The sequence below is a fragment of the Streptomyces sp. NPDC001002 genome (genome assembly GCF_053599215.1).
In genome coordinates, this window is sequence record NZ_JBSFLV010000089.1 from 19,286 (window position 1) to 38,646 (window position 19,361).

Consider the following 19,361-nt stretch of genomic DNA (forward strand, 5'->3'; position numbering starts at 1 on the left):
ACGAGGACTGAGAAATGGGAATCCGCAAGTACAAGCCGACTACGCCGGGCCGTCGTGGTGCCAGCGTCGCCGACTTCGTCGAGGTCACGCGGTCCACGCCGGAGAAGTCGCTGGTCCGCCCGCTGCACAGCAAGGGCGGCCGTAACAACGCCGGTCGTGTGACCGTTCGCCACCAGGGTGGCGGACACAAGCGCGCCTACCGTGTCATCGACTTCCGTCGCCATGACAAGGACGGCGTGCCGGCGAAGGTCGCGCACATCGAGTACGACCCCAACCGCACCGCGCGCATCGCGCTGCTGCACTACGCGGACGGCGAGAAGCGCTACATCCTCGCCCCGCGCAACCTGCAGCAGGGCGACCGCGTCGAGAACGGTCCCGGGGCCGACATCAAGCCGGGCAACAACCTGGCGCTGCGCAACATCCCGGTCGGTACGACGATCCACTCCGTGGAGCTTCGTCCGGGCGGCGGCGCCAAGTTCGCCCGCTCCGCCGGTGCCTCCGTGCAGCTGCTCGCGAAGGAGGGCTCGATGGCCCACCTCCGCATGCCGTCCGGTGAGATCCGCCTGGTCGACCAGCGCTGCCGCGCCACGGTCGGCGAGGTCGGCAACGCCGAGCAGAGCAACATCAACTGGGGCAAGGCCGGCCGCAAGCGCTGGCTGGGCGTCCGCCCGACCGTTCGCGGTGTGGCGATGAACCCGGTCGACCACCCGCACGGTGGTGGTGAGGGCAAGACCTCCGGTGGTCGCCACCCGGTCAGCCCGTGGGGTCAGAAGGAGGGTCGTACTCGTTCGCCGAAGAAGGCTTCGAACAAGTACATCGTCCGCCGCCGCAAGACGAACAAGAAGCGCTAGGAGCGGGTTTAGATGCCGCGCAGTCTCAAGAAGGGGCCCTTCGTCGACGAGCACCTCGCCAAGAAGGTGGATGCTCAGAACGAAGCCGGTTCCAAGAACGTCATCAAGACCTGGTCCCGCCGCTCGATGATCGTCCCGGCCATGCTGGGCCACACGATCGCGGTGCACAACGGCAAGACCCACATCCCGGTGTTTGTCACCGAGTCGATGGTCGGCCACAAGCTCGGCGAGTTCTCGCCGACGCGCACCTTCCGGGGTCACGTCAAGGACGACCGGAAGTCGAAGCGCCGCTAGCGCGGGGTGACTGACCATGACAAACACTGAAGGGACAACCATGGAAGCCAGGGCCCAGGCGCGGTACATCCGCGTCACGCCCATGAAGGCCCGCCGCGTGGTGGACCTCATCCGTGGCATGGACGCCACGGAGGCTCAGGCGGTCCTGCGTTTCGCCCCGCAGGCCGCGAGCGTGCCGGTCGGCAAGGTGCTCGACAGCGCCATTGCCAACGCCGCGCACAACTACGACCACACCGACGCCGACAGCCTCTTCATCTCCGAGGCGTACGTCGACGAGGGTCCGACCCTGAAGCGGTTCCGGCCGCGCGCCCAGGGCCGTGCCTACCGGATCCGCAAGCGGACCAGCCACATCACCGTGGTCGTCAGCAGCAAGGAAGGAACCCGGTAATGGGCCAGAAGGTAAACCCGCACGGGTTCCGGCTCGGCATCACCACGGACTTCAAGTCCCGGTGGTACGCCGACAAGCTGTACAAGGACTACGTCAAGGAAGACGTCGCCATCCGTCGGATGATGACGTCCGGCATGGAGCGCGCCGGCATCTCGAAGGTGGAGATCGAGCGCACCCGTGACCGTGTGCGTGTGGACATCCACACCGCGCGTCCGGGCATCGTCATCGGCCGCCGTGGCGCCGAGGCCGACCGCATCCGCGGTGACCTGGAGAAGCTGACCGGCAAGCAGGTCCAGCTCAACATCCTTGAGGTCAAGAACCCGGAGACGGACGCTCAGCTGGTGGCCCAGGCCGTCGCCGAGCAGCTCTCCTCCCGCGTCTCCTTCCGCCGTGCCATGCGCAAGAGCATGCAGTCGGCGATGAAGGCCGGCGCCAAGGGCATCAAGATCCAGTGCGGCGGTCGCCTCGGCGGCGCCGAGATGTCCCGCTCGGAGTTCTACCGCGAGGGCCGCGTGCCCCTGCACACGCTCCGCGCGAACGTGGACTACGGCTTCTTCGAGGCCAAGACGACCTTCGGCCGCATCGGCGTGAAGGTCTGGATCTACAAGGGCGATGTCAAGAACATCGCCGAGGTCCGCGCTGAGAACGCTGCCGCCCGTGCGGGTAACCGCCCGGCTCGCGGTGGCGGCGGCGCCGACCGTCCGGCCCGTGGTGGCCGTGGCGGCGGTGGCGAGCGGCGCGGTCGCAAGCCGCAGCAGGCTGCCGGTGCCGAGGCCCCCAAGGCCGAGGCTCCCGCCGCCGCCGCTCCGGCTGAGAGCACCGGAACGGAGGCCTGACCGACATGCTGATCCCCCGTAGGGTCAAGCACCGCAAGCAGCACCACCCCAAGCGCCGCGGCGAGGCCAAGGGCGGTACGACGGTTGCGTTCGGCGAGTACGGCATCCAGGCCCTCACTCCGGCGTACGTGACCAACCGCCAGATCGAGGCGGCCCGTATCGCGATGACCCGCCACATCAAGCGTGGCGGCAAGGTCTGGATCAACATCTACCCGGACCGCCCGCTGACGAAGAAGCCTGCCGAGACCCGCATGGGTTCCGGTAAGGGTTCTCCGGAGTGGTGGATCGCGAACGTGCACCCGGGCCGGGTCATGTTCGAGCTGTCCTACCCCAACGAGAAGATCGCCCGTGAGGCCCTGACTCGCGCAGCCCACAAGCTGCCGATGAAGTGCCGGATCGTCAAGCGCGAGGCAGGTGAAGCGTGATGTCGGCCGGTACCAAGGCGTCCGAGCTGCGCGAACTGGGTGACGAGGAGCTTCTGGCGAAGCTCCGCGAAGCCAAGGAAGAGCTGTTCAACCTCCGCTTCCAGGCGGCGACGGGTCAGCTCGAGAACCACGGTCGGCTCAAGGCCGTCCGCAAGGACATCGCGCGGATCTACACCCTGATGCGTGAGCGCGAGCTGGGCATCGAGACGGTGGAGAGCGCCTGATGAGTGAGAACAACGTGACTGAGCAGACCGCAGAGGCCCGCGGCTTCCGCAAGACCCGTGAGGGTCTCGTCGTCAGCGACAAGATGGACAAGACCGTCGTCGTCGCCGTCGAGGACCGCGTGAAGCACGCGCTGTACGGCAAGGTCATCCGCCGTACAAACAAGCTCAAGGCCCACGACGAGCAGAACGCCGCAGGCGTCGGCGACCGTGTCCTCCTCGCGGAGACCCGGCCGCTGTCCTCGACGAAGCGCTGGCGCATCGTCGAGATCCTCGAAAAGGCCAAGTAAATCTCCTGCGGGCATCCCCGCAGGACAGTTCCGCCAGGCTCGGGGCGGGTGTGTGAGTTGCGCACCCGCCCCGGGAACCGGCAGACAAACAGGAGATAGACGTGATCCAGCAGGAGTCGCGACTGCGTGTCGCCGACAACACTGGTGCGAAGGAAATCCTTTGCATCCGTGTGCTCGGTGGCTCCGGTCGCCGCTACGCGGGCATCGGTGACGTCATCGTCGCCACCGTCAAGGACGCGATCCCCGGTGGCAACGTGAAGAAGGGTGACGTCGTCAAGGCGGTCATCGTTCGCACCGTCAAGGAGCGCCGCCGTCCGGACGGCTCGTACATCCGCTTCGACGAGAACGCCGCTGTCATTCTCAAGAACGACGGCGACCCTCGTGGTACCCGCATCTTCGGCCCGGTCGGGCGCGAGCTGCGCGAGAAGAAGTTCATGAAGATCATCTCGCTGGCTCCGGAGGTGCTGTAAGCATGAAGATCAAGAAGGGCGACCTGGTTCAGGTCATCACCGGCAAGGACAAGGGCAAGCAGGGCAAGGTCATCGCGGCCTACCCCCGCGAGGACCGCGTCCTGGTCGAGGGTGTCAACCGGGTCAAGAAGCACACCAAGGCCGGCCCGACCGCTCGCGGTTCGCAGGCCGGCGGCATCGTCACGACCGAGGCGCCCGTCCACGTCTCCAACGTCCAGCTGGTCGTTGAGAAGGACGGCAACAAGGTCGTCACGCGTGTCGGTTACCGCTTCGACGACGAGGGCAACAAGATCCGCGTTGCCAAGCGGACGGGTGAGGACATCTGATGGCTACCACCACCACTCCGCGTCTCAAGACGAAGTACCGCGAGGAGATCGCGGGCAAGCTGCGTGACGAGTTCAAGTACGAGAACGTCATGCAGATCCCCGGCCTCGTCAAGATCGTGGTCAACATGGGTGTCGGCGACGCCGCCCGTGACTCCAAGCTCATGGACGGTGCCGTCCGTGACCTGACCACCATCACCGGTCAGAAGCCGGCCATCACCAAGGCCCGCAAGTCCATCGCGCAGTTCAAGCTGCGCGAGGGTCAGCCGATCGGTGCCCACGTCACGCTCCGTGGCGACCGCATGTGGGAGTTCCTGGACCGCACCCTGTCGCTCGCGCTCCCGCGCATCCGCGACTTCCGCGGTCTGTCCCCCAAGCAGTTCGACGGCCGTGGCAACTACACCTTCGGTCTCACGGAGCAGGTCATGTTCCACGAGATCGACCAGGACAAGATCGACCGCGTCCGGGGTATGGACATCACCGTGGTCACCACGGCGACCAACGACGCCGAAGGCCGTGCCCTTCTCCGTCACCTCGGCTTCCCCTTCAAGGAGGCATAAGCGAGATGGCGAAGAAGGCTCTGATTGCCAAGGCTGCTCGTAAGCCCAAGTTCGGTGTGCGTGGCTACACGCGCTGCCAGCGCTGCGGCCGTCCGCACTCCGTGTACCGCAAGTTCGGCCTGTGCCGCGTGTGCCTTCGTGAGATGGCCCACCGTGGCGAGCTGCCGGGCGTGACCAAGAGCTCCTGGTAATCCCTTCAGGGATTCCGGAGTCTCTCGGTAAGCAAAGGGTTTGGTCAGGAGCCCACCCCTCCATGGCTTAGGCTAGGAGGGTTGGGCGCTCTGACGCCCGTAAGACTTACTACGCCGTAGGTCCACCGTGCCGCACCCGCCCCGTCTCGGATCGGGGAGAGGGATGGCGCACCAGGAAACCCCGGCGAGAGAGGCCGAAGGCCACTTCATGACCATGACTGATCCGATCGCAGACATGCTTACGCGTCTGCGGAACGCGAACTCGGCGTACCACGACTCAGTGACGATGCCGGCGTCCAAGATCAAGTCTCACATCGCGGAGATCCTCCAGCAGGAGGGCTTCATCACGGGCTGGAAGGTCGAGGACGCCGAGGTCGGCAAGAACCTCGTTCTCGAGCTGAAGTTCGGCCCGAACCGTGAGCGCTCCATCGCGGGCATCAAGCGGATCTCCAAGCCCGGTCTCCGGGTGTACGCGAAGTCCACCAACCTGCCGAAGGTGCTCGGCGGCCTGGGTGTGGCGATCATCTCCACGTCCCACGGGCTCCTCACCGACAAGCAGGCCGGCAAGAAGGGCGTAGGCGGAGAAGTCCTCGCCTACGTCTGGTAGCGGAAAGGAATCGGAAGAAGCTATGTCGCGTATTGGCAAGCTCCCCATCACGGTTCCCGCCGGCGTGGACGTCACCATCGACGGCCGCACGGTGTCGGTCAAGGGCCCCAAGGGCACCCTGTCCCACACCGTTGCCGCGCCGATCGACATCGCCAAGGGTGAGGACGGCGTGCTCAACGTCACCCGCCCCAACGACGAGCGTCAGAACAAGGCCCTGCACGGCCTGTCCCGCACGCTGGTGGCGAACATGATCACCGGCGTGACCGAGGGTTACGTGAAGAAGCTCGAGATCAGCGGTGTCGGTTACCGCGTTGCGGCCAAGGGTTCGAACCTCGAGTTCGCGCTCGGCTACAGCCACTCGATCACCGTCGAGGCGCCCGAGGGCATCTCGTTCAAGGTCGAGAACCCGACGCACTTCTCGGTCGAGGGCATCGACAAGCAGAAGGTCGGCGAGGTTGCGGCCAACATCCGCAAGCTGCGCAAGCCCGACCCGTACAAGGCCAAGGGTGTCAAGTACGAGGGCGAAGTCATCCGCCGCAAGGTCGGAAAGGCGGGTAAGTAAGCCATGGCATACGGACAGAAGATCCTGAAGGGCGACGCCTACAAGCGCGCCGCGATCAAGCGCCGTCACATCCGGATCCGCAAGCGGATCAACGGAACGGCGGAGCGTCCCCGTCTGGTCGTTACCCGCTCCAACCGCCACATCGTGGCCCAGGTGATCGACGACATCAAGGGTCACACCCTGGCGTCGGCGTCCACCCTGGACACCACGGTGCGTGGTGGCGAGGGCGACAAGTCCACGCAGGCGAAGCAGGTCGGCGCTCTTGTCGCCGAGCGTGCCAAGGCCGCCGGTGTCGAGGCAGTTGTGTTCGACCGCGGTGGCAACCAGTACGCCGGGCGCATCGCCGCTCTGGCGGACGCCGCCCGCGAGGCCGGGCTCAAGTTCTGAGCCGCCGTAGCTAGCGGATATAGAGAGAGGTAATTCCAATGGCTGGACCCCAGCGCCGCGGTGGCGGTGCCGGTGGCGGCGAGCGGCGGGACCGGAAGGGCCGTGACGGCGGCGCAGCTGCCGCCGAGAAGACCGCGTACGTTGAGCGCGTCGTCGCGATCAACCGCGTCGCCAAGGTTGTGAAGGGTGGTCGTCGCTTCAGCTTCACTGCGCTGGTCGTAGTGGGCGATGGCGATGGCACCGTGGGTGTCGGTTACGGCAAGGCCAAGGAGGTGCCGGCCGCCATCGCCAAGGGTGTTGAGGAGGCCAAGAAGCACTTCTTCAAGGTCCCCCGTATCCAGGGCACCATCCCTCACCCCATCCAGGGTGAGAAGGCTGCCGGCGTCGTTCTCCTCAAGCCGGCCTCGCCGGGTACCGGTGTTATCGCCGGTGGTCCCGTGCGTGCCGTCCTGGAGTGCGCCGGTATCCACGACGTGCTGTCGAAGTCGCTCGGCTCCGACAACGCCATCAACATCGTGCACGCGACCGTGGCGGCCCTCAAGGGCCTGCAGCGTCCCGAGGAGATCGCGGCCCGCCGTGGTCTGCCCCTCGAGGACGTCGCTCCCGCGGCTCTTCTCCGCGCACGTGCCGGGGCGGGTGCGTAATCATGGCGCAGCTCAGGATTACGCAGGTCAAGTCCTACATCGGCAGCAAGCAGAACCACCGTGACACCCTGCGTTCCCTTGGTCTCAAGGGCATCAGCTCGCAGGTCGTCAAGGAGGACCGCCCCGAGTTCCGCGGCATGGTTCGCCATGTCCGTCACCTCGTGACGGTCGAGGAGGTCGACTGATCATGGCGGAGAACAACCCGCTCAAGATCCACAACCTCCGTCCCGCCCCGGGCGCCAAGACCGCCAAGACCCGTGTGGGTCGTGGTGAGGCGTCGAAGGGTAAGACGGCCGGTCGTGGCACCAAGGGTACGAAGGCCCGTTACCAGGTTCCGGAGCGCTTCGAGGGTGGCCAGATGCCCCTCCACATGCGTCTTCCGAAGCTGAAGGGCTTCAAGAACCCGTTCAAGACCGAGTACCAGGTCGTGAACCTCGACAAGCTCTCCGCCCTCTACCCCGAGGGTGGCGAGGTCACCGTCGAGGGTCTCGTGGCCAAGGGCGCTGTTCGCAAGAACAGCCTCGTCAAGGTCCTCGGCCAGGGTGAGATCTCCGTGGCGTTGCAGGTGACGGTGGATGCCGTCTCCGGTTCCGCCAAGGAGAAGATCACCGCGGCCGGCGGTACCGTCACCGAGCTCGTCTGAACACCACAGGCGTCTCGATGACTTGAACGATCCCGACCGGGGATACCTCACAACGGGGTATCCCCGGTTGGTCGTTCCTAGGGAAGCGGTGTCGCCGGTAAGGTGGCCTGCGCTGTTCTTTTTCCTATTCGTCGAACCTCAAGACCGTCACCCTTGACGCAGTTGCGCGGGGGTCGCAGGAGGCACCGTGCTCACCGCGTTCGCCCGGGCGTTCAGGACGCCCGACCTGCGCAAGAAACTGCTCTTCACGCTCGGCATCATCGTGGTCTACCGGGTCGGTACCCACATTCCGATTCCCGGCGTCAACTACACGGCCGTCCAGCAGTGTGTGGACGAGGCCTCCGGCAACCAGGGCCTGTTCGGTCTGGTCAACATGTTCAGCGGCGGCGCGCTGCTGCAGATCACGATCTTCGCGCTGGGCATCATGCCCTACATCACCGCGAGCATCATCCTGCAGCTGCTGACCGTGGTGATCCCGCGCCTCGAAGCCCTCAAGAAGGAGGGCTCGGCAGGCACCGCGAAGATCACGCAGTACACGCGTTACCTGACCGTGGCGCTGGCCATCCTGCAGGGCACCGGCCTGGTGGCCACCGCCCGCAGCGGCGCTCTCTTCTCCGGCTGCACCGTCGCGTCGGGCATCGTCCCCGACCAGGCCATCTTCACCACCATCACGATGGTGATCTGCATGACCGCCGGTACGGCCGTCGTCATGTGGCTGGGCGAGCTCATCACCGACCGCGGCATCGGCAACGGCATGTCGATCCTCATGTTCATCTCCATCGCGGCGACCTTCCCGTCGGCGCTGTGGGCCATCAAGAAGCAGGGCACGCTGGCGGACGGCTGGATCGAGTTCGGCACCGTCATCGCCGTGGGTCTGGTCATGGTCGGCCTGGTCGTCTTCGTCGAGCAGGCCCAGCGCCGGATCCCGGTCCAGTACGCGAAGCGGATGATCGGCCGCCGTTCCTACGGCGGTACCTCGACCTACATCCCGCTGAAGGTCAACCAGGCCGGTGTCATCCCGGTCATCTTCGCGTCCTCGCTGCTCTACATCCCGGCGCTCATCGCGCAGTTCTCGGGAGGCAACTCCAGCTGGAAGACGTGGATCGAGCAGAACCTGACCAAGGGCGACCACCCGATCTACATCAGCATGTACTTCTTGCTGATCGTTTTCTTCGCGTTCTTCTACGTGGCGATCTCCTTCAACCCCGAAGAAGTCGCCGACAACATGAAGAAGTATGGTGGCTTCATCCCGGGCATCCGGGCTGGCCGACCGACCGCTGAGTACCTCTCGTACGTGCTCAACCGGATCACCTGGCCGGGTTCGCTGTATCTGGGTCTGATCGCTCTTGTACCGACGATGGCGTTGGTCGGCTTCGGGGCAAGCCAGAACTTCCCGTTCGGCGGGACCAGCATCCTCATCATCGTGGGTGTCGGTCTTGAGACGGTGAAGCAAATCGAGAGCCAGCTCCAGCAGCGCAATTACGAAGGGTTCCTCCGCTGATGCGAATCGTCCTCGTCGGGCCGCCGGGCGCCGGGAAGGGCACGCAGGCCACTCGGCTCGCCGAGAAGCTGCGCGTCCCGCACATCTCCACGGGTGACCTGTTCCGCGCCAACATCAGCCAGCAGACGGAGCTCGGGAAACTCGCGAAGTCCTACATGGACGCCGGCAACCTCGTACCCGACGAGGTGACCATCGCGATGGCCAAGGACCGTATGGAGCAGGCCGACGCGGAGAACGGCTTCCTCCTGGACGGTTTCCCGCGCAATGTCTCGCAGGCCGAGGCGCTCGACGAACTCCTCACCACCGAGGGCATCAAGCTGGACGCGGTGCTGGATCTCGAAGCACCCGAGGAAGAGGTCGTGAAGCGGATCGCCGGTCGGCGTATCTGCCGCAACGACTCGGCGCACGTCTTCCACGTGTCGTACAAGAAGCCGGCCAAGGAAGGCGTCTGTGACGTCTGCGGCGGCGAGCTGTACCAGCGGGACGACGACTCCGAGGCGACGGTCCGCACGCGCCTTGAGGTCTACCACACCCAGACCGAGCCGATCATCGACTACTACAAGGTCCAGGGCCTCGTGGTGACGATCGAGGCGATGGGTCCGGTGGACGAGGTCACGCAGCGGGCCCTGAAGGCCCTCAAGCGCGAGGACGACGACAAGTAGTCGCAGTCCGATCCGGCCGTGACGCCCTGCCCCAGACTCTGTCCGGGGCACCCAGGGCGTCGCGGCCGTAGTGTTGTGTACGTATCCGAATGACGTGAGTGACGGAGAGCGCAGGCCCCCCATGGTGCAGATCAAGAGCCCCGAGCAGATCGCCAAGATGCGTGAGGCGGGCCTGGTCGTCGCCGCCATCCATGCGGCCACGCGCGAGGCGGCGGTGCCCGGGGCCACGACCAAGGATCTGGACCAGGTCGCGCGCAAGGTGCTCGCCGAGCACGACGCCAAGCCGAACTTCCTTGGCTACGGCGGCTTTCCGGCCACGATCTGCACGTCCGTGAACGAGGTCGTCGTGCACGGCATCCCGTCCGACGAGGTCGTCCTCAAGGACGGCGACATCATCTCCATCGACTGCGGCGCGATCATCGACGGCTGGCACGGCGACGCGGCGTACACGGCGTTCGTGGGCTCGGGGCACGCCCCGGAGCTGATCGAGCTGTCCCGGGTCACCGAGGAGTCGATGTGGGCCGGCATCGCCGCGATGAAGGTCGGCAACCGACTGGTCGACGTGTCCCGCGCCATCGAGACGTACATCCGCCGGCAGCCGAAGCCGGGGGGCGGGAAGTACGGGATCGTCGAGGACTACGGCGGGCACGGCATCGGCACCGAGATGCACATGGACCCGCACCTGCTGAACTACGTCGAGAAGCGGCGGGGCAAGGGGCCCAAGCTGGTCCCCGGGTTCTGCCTCGCGATCGAGCCGATGGTGTCCCTCGGCACGCCCAAGACCGAGGTCCTCGCGGACGACTGGACGGTCATCACGACGGACGGCACGTGGTCGTCCCACTGGGAGCACTCGGTGGCTCTGACGGAGGACGGGCCGCTGGTGCTCACGGCTCCTGACGGCGGCAAGGCGAAGCTCGCGGAGCTCGGGATCACGGCTGCGCCGGATCCTCTTGCTTAAGGATCTTGCAGGTGGGGCATCCTTCCTCGATTCGTCTTTCCGAGTGGCCTGACGTAGACTGACTCGTCGGCTCTCGTGCAGCCGCATGTCCGCATGCACCCTCAAAGGGGAAGCACTTGAGTCGATCAAGGTAGTCGATTCGAAGGGCGAAGCGTGGCCAAGAAGCAAGGTGCCATCGAGATCGAGGGCACTGTCGTCGAGTCTCTTCCGAACGCCATGTTCAAGGTCGAGCTCCAGAACGGCCACCAGGTCCTGGCACACATCAGCGGCAAGATGCGTATGCACTACATCCGCATCCTCCCTGACGACCGGGTCGTGGTGGAGCTGTCTCCGTACGACCTGACGCGTGGCCGGATCGTCTACCGCTACAAGTAGATCCCTCTGACTCGGAGAGCCTCAGTCCCATGAAGGTCAAGCCGAGCGTCAAGAAGATCTGCGACAAGTGCAGGGTGATCCGCCGTCACGGTCGGGTCATGGTCATCTGCGAGAACCCGCGCCACAAGCAGCGCCAGGGCTGACGCACGACTGACCGTTCCCTCTGCATCGATATCGCAGAGATTCGCGCGACGCGAGCAAAGCAAGTTCATACGCAGGACCCAGGCGTAGTAGGCGCCTGATACCCCCGGCTCGGAGGCTGGGGACCTGTTCCGTACCAACTCTTCAGCTGCATCTTTTGAACAGCGCGAAGAGGCCGGCGGACGGGAACCGGTTCTGTGGAAGACCTCCGAAGATCACCAGGAGCCATTGAATGGCACGCGTTTCCGGTGTCGACATCCCGCGCGAAAAGCGCGTGGAGGTCGCCCTCACCTACGTGTTCGGCATTGGTCGGACCCTTTCCCAGCTGACGCTGGCCGAGACCGGCATCGACCCCAACACCCGCGTTCGCGACCTCTCGGAAGAGCAGCTCGTCGCGATTCGTGAGTACGTCGACGCCAACATCAAGACCGAGGGTGACCTCCGTCGCGAGATCCAGGCCGACATCCGCCGCAAGGTCGAGATCGGTTGCTACCAGGGTCTCCGTCACCGTCGTGGTCTGCCCGTCCGCGGTCAGCGCACCAGCACGAACGCCCGTACCCGCAAGGGCCCGCGTCGCGCCATCGCCGGCAAGAAGAAGCCGGGCAAGAAGTAGTCCGCAGCGGACAACGCTTCATCAGCGGTCTTCGCTGTAGGACCGACCACCTCCCCGTAGGAGTTATAGATGCCCCCCAAGGGTCGTCAGGGCGCTGCCAAGAAGGTGCGCCGCAAGGAAAAGAAGAACGTCGCTCACGGCCACGCGCACATCAAGAGCACGTTCAACAACACCATCGTCTCGATCACGGACCCCTCGGGCAACGTGATCTCCTGGGCCTCCGCCGGCCACGTCGGCTTCAAGGGCTCGCGCAAGTCCACCCCCTTCGCCGCGCAGATGGCCGCCGAGTCGGCCGCCCGTCGCGCGCAGGAGCACGGCATGCGCAAGGTCGACGTCTTCGTGAAGGGCCCGGGCTCCGGTCGCGAGACCGCGATCCGCTCCCTCCAGGCCACCGGTCTTGAGGTCGGCTCCATCCAGGACGTCACCCCCACCCCGCACAACGGCTGCCGTCCGCCCAAGCGCCGCCGCGTCTGACGCACGGCTGTCTCAGGTTTCGGGCGGTACGGCACTCCGGTGCCGTGCCGCCCGTACCCTTGAAGTACTAGTCGGACATCAAATAGTGGGTGTCCATGACTGAAGGATTCACTTCATGCTGATCGCTCAGCGTCCCTCGTTGACCGAAGAGGTCGTCGACGAGTTCCGCTCCCGGTTCGTGATCGAGCCGCTGGAGCCGGGCTTCGGCTACACCCTCGGCAACTCCCTCCGCCGTACGCTCCTCTCCTCGATTCCCGGTGCCGCTGTCACCAGCATCCGGATCGACGGCGTTCTGCACGAGTTCACCACCGTGCCGGGCGTCAAGGAGGACGTCACCGACCTGATCCTCAACATCAAGCAGCTGGTCGTGAGCAGTGAGCACGACGAGCCCGTGGTGATGTACCTGCGCAAGCAGGGCCCGGGTCTGGTCACCGCCGCCGACATCGCGCCCCCGGCCGGTGTCGAGGTGCACAACCCCGACCTCGTCCTGGCCACGCTCAACGGCAAGGGCAAGCTGGAGATGGAGCTCACGGTCGAGCGTGGCCGTGGTTACGTCTCCGCCGTCCAGAACAAGCAGGTCGGTCAGGAGATCGGGCGCATCCCGGTCGACTCGATCTACTCGCCGGTTCTGAAGGTCACGTACAAGGTCGAGGCCACGCGTGTCGAGCAGCGGACCGACTTCGACAAGCTGATCGTCGACGTCGAGACGAAGCAGGCCATGCGGCCGCGCGACGCCATGGCGTCCGCAGGTAAGACCCTGGTGGAGCTGTTCGGTCTCGCGCGCGAGCTGAACATCGACGCCGAGGGCATCGACATGGGCCCGTCCCCCACGGACGCCGCCCTGGCTGCGGACCTCGCTCTGCCGATCGAGGAGCTGGAGCTCACGGTCCGCTCCTACAACTGCCTCAAGCGTGAGGGCATCCACTCCGTGGGTGAGCTCGTGGCTCGTTCCGAGGCCGACCTCCTCGACATTCGTAACTTCGGTGCGAAGTCCATCGACGAGGTCAAGGCGAAGCTGGCCGGCATGGGCCTGGCCCTGAAGGACAGCCCGCCCGGATTCGACCCGACGGCCGCTGCCGACGCCTTCGGCGCCGACGACGACGTGGACGCGGGTTTCGTGGAGACCGAGCAGTACTGATCGGTTGTTGCCGGTGAGCATCCGCTCATCGGGTCCTGACCCCGGTACCTGATACGGCCGGGGCAGATACCAAGGAGAAAGACATGCCGAAGCCCACCAAGGGTGCCCGTCTGGGCGGCAGTGCCGCGCACGAGAAGCTGCTTCTTGCGAACCTCGCGAAGTCGCTGTTCGAGCACGGCCGTATCACCACCACCGAGGCGAAGGCGCGCCGGCTGCGGCCGTACGCCGAGCGGCTGATCACCAAGGGCAAGAAGGGCGACCTTCACAACCGCCGTCAGGTGCTTCAGGTGATCACGGACAAGAGCGTCGTCCACACGCTCTTCACCGAGATCGGTCCGCGCTACGAGAACCGTCCCGGTGGGTACACCCGTATCACCAAGATCGGTAACCGTCGGGGCGACAACGCGCCCATGGCTGTCATCGAGCTGGTGGAGGCCCTGACGGTCGCGCAGGCTGCGACTGGCGAGGCCGAGGCCGCCACCAAGCGTGCCGCCAAGGACGCCGAGGCTCCCGTCGAGACCAAGGTCGAGGAGACCCCGGTCGAGGACGCCAAGGTCGACGTGACCAAGGTCGAAGAGTCCAAGGACGAAGAGTCCAAGGACGCGTAGCACCGTTTTTGGCTGCCGGTCCGCTGTGGCTGGTCGCGCAGTTCCCCGCGCCCCTAAAAACGGGCGCGTTGGCGGGTCCGTTCCTTTCCCAGGAGCGGGCCCGCTTTTGTGTATCTGAAAGGATCCAGGGGTGAGTGACGAAGTTCAGCCCGGTTATGTGCGCGTTCGGCTTGATCTCTCTTACGACGGGGCCGATTTCTCCGGGTGGGCCAAGCAGGCCGGGGGGCGGCGGACCGTGCAGGGGGAGATCGAGGAGGCTCTGCGGACCGTTACGCGGTCGGGGGACGCGTCGTACGAACTGACCGTGGCGGGGCGGACCGATTCCGGGGTGCATGCGCGGGGGCAGGTGGCGCATGTGGATCTGCCGGGGGAGGTGTGGGCCGAGCACCGGGAGAAGCTGCTGAAGCGGCTTGCGGGGCGGTTGGCCAAGGACGTGCGGGTGTGGCGCGTGGCCGAGGCTCCTGCCGGGTTCAACGCGCGGTTCTCGGCCGTGTGGCGGCGGTACGCCTATCGCGTCACCGATCATCCCGGTGGGGTCGATCCGCTGTTGCGCGGGCACGTGCTGTGGCACGACTGGCCGCTTGATGTCGATGCCATGAACGAGGCGGCCCAAGTGCTGCTCGGTGAGCACGACTTCGCGGCCTACTGCAAGCGGCGCGAGGGGGCGACCACGATCCGGACGTTGCAGGAGTTGAGCCTTGCGCGCGGGGACGACGGGATCGTCACCGCCACCGTGCGGGCCGACGCCTTCTGCCACAACATGGTGCGCTCGCTGATCGGGGCGCTGCTGTTCGTGGGGGACGGGCACCGCACGCCGGACTGGCCGGGCAAGGTGCTGGCCGCCGGCGTACGGGACTCGGCCGTGCATGTCGTACGGCCGCACGGGCTGACGCTGGAGGAGGTCGTGTACCCGGCCGACGAGCTGCTTGCCGCGCGCAGCAAGGAGGCGCGCAACAAGCGGACGCTGCCCGGGGCCGGGTGTTGCTGAGCGAGAGCTAGCCGACCGCCGCCGACGCCTGGGCCTCGCCGCGGCGGCGGATCTGGCGGAAGGTGAACTCGGCCAGGTCGTCGCCCGTCGAGAAGACCTTCGTGTCCTTGGTCGTGACGTCCTTGGCGTTGGTGAAGCCCGCGATGGTGAAGTAGGCGTACCGGCCGTAGGAGTTGGTGGTCGTGCGGCAGAGCGCGGCGTCGCAGAAGGACTTCACGCCGGAGCCGGTGAGGGGCTTGACGAAGCCCTTCTTGTCCGCGTCGCCCTTGGCCTTGAGGGCCTTGGCCTCGGTGTCGAAGACGGCCACTCCGACGGTGACCGCGACGCCGTCCTTCGTGTAGGTCACGCGCATCAGGCTGGTGCAGCCGCTCGCGGTGAGGACCTTCGGGAGCGTGCCCTGGGCGGCGGTGGCGCAGTTCTTCGTCTCCGCCGTCGGGCCCTTCTTGTACACGGCCGAGCCCATGGTCAGCTGGGTGCCCGGGAAGAGCAGCGTCGCGCTGAGGGGGGCCGTGTCCTTGGCCTTGCTGTCGATGAATTCCTTCGGGTCCAGCGGCGGGGGCGCGCTGGTCGGCTCGAAGGACGGGGCCGCCGCGCTGCCGCTGGGGATGGAGGCGCTGGCGGGCAGGTTGGACGGGTTGCCCGAGGCCTGGTTGCCGCCGTCCGAGGACACGACGGCCATCGCGACGGCGGTGCCTATCGCGATCGTGGCGACCGCGCCGCCGCCTATGAAGAACAGGCGGCGTCTGCGGTTGCGGGTCTCGGACGCCTCGGCGAGTGCGGCCCAGTCCGGGGTGCCGTCACCGCCGCCGTCGGTCCACGGCTGCTGCGATTGCGGTTTCCAGGGATCCCACTGGGACGGGGGCCCTCCCTGCTGCCCAAAGCTCATGGGCCGCATCTTAGACGGGGTACGGCGCGTGCTGGTGCGTCTCAACAGGCTCTGTAGCACCTAGCGTTGGGCCCGTGAATATGGAGAAAAGGGATATCTCCGGGTGGTTGGTGCGACCTGCTTCCTGGCCGTCGTGGGTGGCGCTCGTCGCTGTCCTGGGCGCCACCGCGGCCCGCACAGCGCGGCTGACCTCGGACGGAGGCATGGACAACGCGATCGTCGTACGCGCCGCGCGGACCTGGTTGGCCGGCGGATCCCCGTATGACGATCCACACTTCCTCTATCTGCCGGGCGCGGTCCTGGCGGCCGCCCCGCAGACCCTGTTGTCCCCTCTTGTACTGCGTGTGCTGGTACCGCTCGTGGTGACCGGGTGTCTGGGGCTCGGCTGGATCTGTGCGCTGCGGCTGTACGGCGTTCCGCTCCGGAGCCGGCTCGCCGCGCTCGGCCTCACCGGTCTCGCCGCCGGCTTCGCGCCCTTCGGGCATCTGGTGCTGCTGGCGAACTGGACGGCGACATCCGCGCTCGCGCTGCCGCTGGCCCTGCTGCTCGCGAGCCGGGGCCGGTGGGTGGCGGCGGCCGTCGTGGTGGGCGCGGCGATCGCCCTGAAGCCGCTGCTGGCCCCGCTGGCGCTGCTCTTCGTCTTCGCCCGCCGCTGGCGCGCCCTGGCGGTCCTGGTGGCGCTCCCGGCGCTCGCGTCGGCCGCCGCCGCGCTCCTGCTGCCGGACCCGGCGGGCTTCCTCACCCGCACCCTGCCGTTCCTGCTCCGCGGCGACGACGGTTTCGTACGGCTCTACGAGGCCTCGCCCGCGGCCGTGCTGCCGCGGCTGGGGGTGCCGGCGGCGGTGGCCGGGGCGACGGCGCTGCTCGGGGCCGGCGCGGGGGTGCTGTGCGCGTACCGGCGCTGGCGGTGCGGCGAGCCCGGGCCGCTGCGGCTCGCCGAGACCGCGGCGACGCTGATGCTCTCGGCGTTCCTGGTCTCCAGACCGTCGTACGACCACTATCTGGTCGTGGTGCTTCCCGTGCTCCTTGCCGGGCTCCCGCAGGCCGGGTCGGTCGCCCGGAGTCCGTGGTTCTGGCTGGCTCTGGTGCCGCAGCTGCCGGGGCTGAGCTGGCCGTACCTGGAGACGGTCCAGCGGCGGGCGTTCAAGGACGCGGTCACGCTGTGCGCGCTGGCGGTCACCGTCGCCGCGCACGGCTGGACGCGGTCGGCGCAGGCGCCCGCGCGGTCGGCCGGAGCGGCCCCCGCCGTCACGTTTTGACCCGTCCGGGGCAGCGCGGGTAACCTTGCCAGTTGTTATGCGTATCGGCTCGGTCGTTCTTGAACGAGAGGCCCTTACGTAGGTTCCCTGGAGCAGTTACCAGTGGGCGGCATACGGGCATCGTCCCCGGCCATTGTCGTCCCCAGCTGCACGATCGCTTCAGTGATGCCATGTGTCAGCACCCATCCACTGAAGAAGAAGGCTGCGAAGTGCGTACGTACAGCCCCAAGCCCGGCGATGTGACTCGCCAGTGGCACGTCATTGACGCGCAGGACATCGTCCTGGGCCGTCTGGCTACCACTGCGGCGAACCTCCTCCGCGGCAAGCACAAGCCGACCTATGCCCCGCACATGGACATGGGCGACTTCGTCATCATCATCAACGCCGACAAGGTTCACCTGTCCGGCAACAAGAAGACCCAGAAGCTGGCGTACCGCCACTCCGGTTACCCGGGTGGTCTGCGCTCCGTCCGCTACGACGAGCTGCTGGCGAAGAACCCCGAGAAGGCCGTCGAGAAGGCCATCCGGGGCATGATCCCCAAGAACACCCTGGGCCGTCAGATGCTCGGCAAGCTGAAGGTCTACTCGGGCGACCAGCACCCGCACGCTGCGCAGCAGCCGGTGCCGTTCGAGATCACCCAGGTCGCGCAGTAGTTCCGGCCACACACCCCCTAAGACAGAAAAGAATCTGAGGAGAACCGTGGCCGAGACCACCGTTGAGCAGCCGGTCGAAGAGACCGAGACCGAGCTCGTCGACGTCGAGAGTTACACCACCGAGTCCGACGCGCCCGTCGAGGGCGAGTACACGTCGGAGTCGACCGCGTCCCGCTTCGGCGACCCGCAGCCGGCCGCCGGCCTGGGCCGTCGCAAGAACGCCATCGCCCGCGTCCGGATCGTCCCGGGCACCGGCAAGTGGAAGATCAACGGTCGCACCCTTGAGGACTACTTCCCCAACAAGGTGCACCAGCAGGAAGTCAACGAGCCCTTCAAGGTGCTGGAGCTCGAAGGCCGCTACGACGTCATCGCGCGCATCGCGGGCGGCGGCGTCTCCGGTCAGGCCGGTGCCCTGCGCCTCGGCGTGGCCCGCGCCCTGAACGAGGCCGACGTGGACAACAACCGCGGCGCCCTCAAGAAGGCCGGCTTCCTCCGTCGCGACGACCGTGCGGTCGAGCGCAAGAAGGCCGGTCTCAAGAAGGCCCGCAAGGCCCCGCAGTACAGCAAGCGCTAATCGCAGCTGCCTGCTCGTACTCCGAACGCCCCGGCGGCACGCCACAGTGCCGTCGGGGCGTTCGTTTATTGCGGCGGTGGGCGTATAACGGCACAAGGCGCTCAAAGGCTTGTGTGATCGGATGGCCGGGCATGGGATGCGTGGATCGCATGGATTGCCTGGGACGCGAAAGCCGTGGGTGCGGGCCGCATCCATAAGAACTGCATCAGCACCGGCTTCCGTAACTGACGCTTCCTCAGGAGGACAAGTGGGACGACTCTTCGGCACGGACGGCGTGCGCGGCGTCGCCAACGCGGACCTGACAGCGGAGCTGGCCCTCGGGCTCTCCGTGGCCGCGGCGCACGTACTGGCCGAGGCGGGCTCCTTCGAGGGTCACCGGCCCACGGCGGTGGTCGGCCGGGATCCGCGGGCGTCCGGGGAGTTCCTGGAGGCGGCCGTGGTCGCGGGCCTGGCCAGCTCGGGCGTGGACGTACTGCTCGTCGGTGTGCTGCCCACCCCCGCGGTGGCGTATCTCACCGGCGTGCTGGGCGCCGACCTGGGCGTGATGCTCTCCGCGAGCCACAACGCCATGCCCGACAACGGACTGAAGTTCCTCGCCCGCGGCGGGCACAAGCTCGACGACGAGCTGGAGGAGCGGATCGAGAAGATCTACGAGGAGCACCGCACCGGTGCCCCGTGGGACCGCCCCACCGGCTCGGGCGTCGGCCGGGTCCGGCGCTACAACGAGGGCTTCGACCAGTACGTCGCCCACCTCATCGGCGTACTCCCCAACCGGCTCGACGGGCTGAAGATCGTCCTCGACGAGGCGCATGGCGCTGCCTCGCGGGTCTCGCCCGAGG

Annotated in this window: 31 protein-coding genes and 1 pseudogene; 31 read left to right on the top strand and 1 reads right to left on the bottom strand. The window is 66.8% G+C overall.

The genetic code is table 11. The features are described from left to right. Positions 1-14 precede the first annotated feature (14 nt). The 27 genes from rplB (at position 15) to truA (ending at position 15,150) form a co-directional block, all read left to right on the top strand. Entirely contained in the window at positions 15-851 is an 837-nt protein-coding gene (gene rplB, locus ACWDR3_RS32135; protein ID WP_450356080.1) for a 50S ribosomal protein L2, read from the top strand. Positions 852-863: 12 nt separating this feature from the next. After that, positions 864-1,145: a 30S ribosomal protein S19 gene (gene rpsS / locus ACWDR3_RS32140; protein WP_030930516.1), complete on the top strand. Its 282-nt coding sequence runs from the start codon at positions 864-866 to the stop codon at positions 1,143-1,145. 40 nt (positions 1,146-1,185) lie between these two features. Next, on the top strand, positions 1,186-1,533 hold the full coding sequence (gene rplV, locus ACWDR3_RS32145; protein ID WP_003974262.1) for a 50S ribosomal protein L22: 348 nt from the start codon (positions 1,186-1,188) through the stop codon (positions 1,531-1,533). Further along, a complete protein-coding gene (rpsC, locus tag ACWDR3_RS32150) occupies positions 1,533-2,369 on the top strand; it encodes a 30S ribosomal protein S3 (protein ID WP_069762817.1) in 837 nt (278 codons plus the stop codon). The genes rplV and rpsC overlap by 1 nt, the downstream gene beginning before the upstream one ends. Positions 2,370-2,374: 5 nt before the next feature. Next, complete coding sequence (gene rplP / locus ACWDR3_RS32155) at positions 2,375-2,794, top strand: 50S ribosomal protein L16 (RefSeq protein WP_030788270.1); 420 nt, start codon at positions 2,375-2,377, stop codon at positions 2,792-2,794. Beyond that, positions 2,794-3,018: a 50S ribosomal protein L29 gene (gene rpmC, locus ACWDR3_RS32160; RefSeq protein WP_003998824.1), complete on the top strand. Its 225-nt coding sequence runs from the start codon at positions 2,794-2,796 to the stop codon at positions 3,016-3,018. The genes rplP and rpmC overlap by 1 nt, the downstream gene beginning before the upstream one ends. Further along, on the top strand, positions 3,018-3,305 hold the full coding sequence (gene rpsQ / locus ACWDR3_RS32165) for a 30S ribosomal protein S17 (protein WP_450356081.1): 288 nt from the start codon (positions 3,018-3,020) through the stop codon (positions 3,303-3,305). Before rpmC ends, rpsQ begins: the two co-directional genes overlap by 1 nt. A gap of 101 nt (positions 3,306-3,406) precedes the next feature. Further along, positions 3,407-3,775: a 50S ribosomal protein L14 gene (gene rplN / locus ACWDR3_RS32170; RefSeq protein WP_003998823.1), complete on the top strand. Its 369-nt coding sequence runs from the start codon at positions 3,407-3,409 to the stop codon at positions 3,773-3,775. A gap of 2 nt (positions 3,776-3,777) precedes the next feature. Continuing rightward, positions 3,778-4,101, top strand: coding sequence for a 50S ribosomal protein L24 (rplX, locus tag ACWDR3_RS32175; RefSeq protein WP_030967306.1), 324 nt, complete (start codon positions 3,778-3,780; stop codon positions 4,099-4,101). After that, a complete protein-coding gene (gene rplE, locus ACWDR3_RS32180; protein ID WP_053753925.1) occupies positions 4,101-4,658 on the top strand; it encodes a 50S ribosomal protein L5 in 558 nt (185 codons plus the stop codon). Before rplX ends, rplE begins: the two co-directional genes overlap by 1 nt. A gap of 5 nt (positions 4,659-4,663) precedes the next feature. After that, positions 4,664-4,849, top strand: a complete 186-nt coding sequence (locus tag ACWDR3_RS32185; RefSeq protein ID WP_003948630.1) for a type Z 30S ribosomal protein S14 — start codon at positions 4,664-4,666, stop codon at positions 4,847-4,849. Positions 4,850-5,057: 208 nt separating this feature from the next. Beyond that, positions 5,058-5,456: a 30S ribosomal protein S8 gene (gene rpsH, locus ACWDR3_RS32190; protein WP_007384075.1), complete on the top strand. Its 399-nt coding sequence runs from the start codon at positions 5,058-5,060 to the stop codon at positions 5,454-5,456. Positions 5,457-5,478: 22 nt separating this feature from the next. Next, entirely contained in the window at positions 5,479-6,018 is a 540-nt protein-coding gene (rplF, locus tag ACWDR3_RS32195) for a 50S ribosomal protein L6 (RefSeq protein WP_123998307.1), read from the top strand. A gap of 3 nt (positions 6,019-6,021) precedes the next feature. Next, positions 6,022-6,405 carry a 50S ribosomal protein L18 gene (gene rplR / locus ACWDR3_RS32200; protein WP_450356082.1) on the top strand — a complete coding sequence of 128 codons (384 nt, stop codon included), beginning with the start codon at positions 6,022-6,024 and terminating at the stop codon, positions 6,403-6,405. A 38-nt stretch (positions 6,406-6,443) separates the two neighbouring features. After that, on the top strand, positions 6,444-7,049 hold the full coding sequence (gene rpsE / locus ACWDR3_RS32205) for a 30S ribosomal protein S5 (protein ID WP_003992370.1): 606 nt from the start codon (positions 6,444-6,446) through the stop codon (positions 7,047-7,049). Positions 7,050-7,051: 2 nt separating this feature from the next. After that, on the top strand, positions 7,052-7,234 hold the full coding sequence (gene rpmD, locus ACWDR3_RS32210; RefSeq protein WP_450356083.1) for a 50S ribosomal protein L30: 183 nt from the start codon (positions 7,052-7,054) through the stop codon (positions 7,232-7,234). Positions 7,235-7,236: 2 nt separating this feature from the next. Then, complete coding sequence (gene rplO, locus ACWDR3_RS32215; protein WP_123998304.1) at positions 7,237-7,692, top strand: 50S ribosomal protein L15; 456 nt, start codon at positions 7,237-7,239, stop codon at positions 7,690-7,692. 187 nt (positions 7,693-7,879) lie between these two features. Continuing rightward, complete coding sequence (gene secY / locus ACWDR3_RS32220) at positions 7,880-9,193, top strand: preprotein translocase subunit SecY (protein WP_450356084.1); 1,314 nt, start codon at positions 7,880-7,882, stop codon at positions 9,191-9,193. Continuing rightward, a complete protein-coding gene (locus ACWDR3_RS32225) occupies positions 9,193-9,855 on the top strand; it encodes an adenylate kinase (protein WP_123998302.1) in 663 nt (220 codons plus the stop codon). The genes secY and ACWDR3_RS32225 overlap by 1 nt, the downstream gene beginning before the upstream one ends. A 121-nt stretch (positions 9,856-9,976) precedes the next feature. Continuing rightward, positions 9,977-10,813 (top strand): type I methionyl aminopeptidase, encoded by an 837-nt coding sequence (gene map, locus ACWDR3_RS32230; RefSeq protein ID WP_450356085.1) that lies wholly within the window; start codon positions 9,977-9,979, stop codon positions 10,811-10,813. A 153-nt stretch (positions 10,814-10,966) separates the two neighbouring features. Continuing rightward, on the top strand, positions 10,967-11,188 hold the full coding sequence (gene infA / locus ACWDR3_RS32235) for a translation initiation factor IF-1 (protein ID WP_003948620.1): 222 nt from the start codon (positions 10,967-10,969) through the stop codon (positions 11,186-11,188). 29 nt (positions 11,189-11,217) lie between these two features. After that, entirely contained in the window at positions 11,218-11,331 is a 114-nt protein-coding gene (gene rpmJ / locus ACWDR3_RS32240) for a 50S ribosomal protein L36 (protein ID WP_003998809.1), read from the top strand. A 230-nt stretch (positions 11,332-11,561) separates the two neighbouring features. Further along, positions 11,562-11,942, top strand: coding sequence for a 30S ribosomal protein S13 (gene rpsM, locus ACWDR3_RS32245; protein ID WP_019055531.1), 381 nt, complete (start codon positions 11,562-11,564; stop codon positions 11,940-11,942). 69 nt (positions 11,943-12,011) lie between these two features. After that, the gene (rpsK, locus tag ACWDR3_RS32250) at positions 12,012-12,416 is read left to right on the top strand and encodes a 30S ribosomal protein S11 (protein ID WP_003956432.1); all 405 of its coding nucleotides are present in this window, start codon (positions 12,012-12,014) and stop codon (positions 12,414-12,416) included. A 115-nt stretch (positions 12,417-12,531) separates the two neighbouring features. After that, positions 12,532-13,554, top strand: a complete 1,023-nt coding sequence (locus ACWDR3_RS32255; protein WP_019055532.1) for a DNA-directed RNA polymerase subunit alpha — start codon at positions 12,532-12,534, stop codon at positions 13,552-13,554. An 83-nt stretch (positions 13,555-13,637) separates the two neighbouring features. Further along, complete coding sequence (rplQ, locus tag ACWDR3_RS32260) at positions 13,638-14,162, top strand: 50S ribosomal protein L17 (RefSeq protein ID WP_450356086.1); 525 nt, start codon at positions 13,638-13,640, stop codon at positions 14,160-14,162. A 130-nt stretch (positions 14,163-14,292) separates the two neighbouring features. Beyond that, positions 14,293-15,150: a tRNA pseudouridine(38-40) synthase TruA gene (gene truA / locus ACWDR3_RS32265; protein ID WP_450356087.1), complete on the top strand. Its 858-nt coding sequence runs from the start codon at positions 14,293-14,295 to the stop codon at positions 15,148-15,150. Between the two features lie 7 nt (positions 15,151-15,157). On the opposite strand, the gene ACWDR3_RS32270 is transcribed toward truA, so the two are convergent. Continuing rightward, on the bottom strand, positions 15,158-16,036 hold the full coding sequence (locus ACWDR3_RS32270; RefSeq protein WP_450356088.1) for a hypothetical protein: 879 nt from the start codon (positions 16,034-16,036) through the stop codon (positions 15,158-15,160). Between the two features lie 110 nt (positions 16,037-16,146). On the opposite strand from ACWDR3_RS32270, the gene ACWDR3_RS32275 reads away from it, so the two are divergent. The 4 genes and pseudogenes from ACWDR3_RS32275 to ACWDR3_RS32290 form a co-directional block, all read left to right on the top strand. Further along, positions 16,147-17,295 (top strand): glycosyltransferase 87 family protein, encoded by a 1,149-nt coding sequence (locus ACWDR3_RS32275; RefSeq protein ID WP_450356089.1) that lies wholly within the window; start codon positions 16,147-16,149, stop codon positions 17,293-17,295. Between the two features lie 209 nt (positions 17,296-17,504). Beyond that, complete coding sequence (gene rplM, locus ACWDR3_RS32280) at positions 17,505-17,948, top strand: 50S ribosomal protein L13 (protein ID WP_401714001.1); 444 nt, start codon at positions 17,505-17,507, stop codon at positions 17,946-17,948. 46 nt (positions 17,949-17,994) lie between these two features. After that, the gene (gene rpsI / locus ACWDR3_RS32285; protein WP_280878442.1) at positions 17,995-18,522 is read left to right on the top strand and encodes a 30S ribosomal protein S9; all 528 of its coding nucleotides are present in this window, start codon (positions 17,995-17,997) and stop codon (positions 18,520-18,522) included. A 247-nt stretch (positions 18,523-18,769) separates the two neighbouring features. Further along, positions 18,770-19,361, top strand: a pseudogene (locus ACWDR3_RS32290) (phosphoglucosamine mutase); the annotation flags it as partial.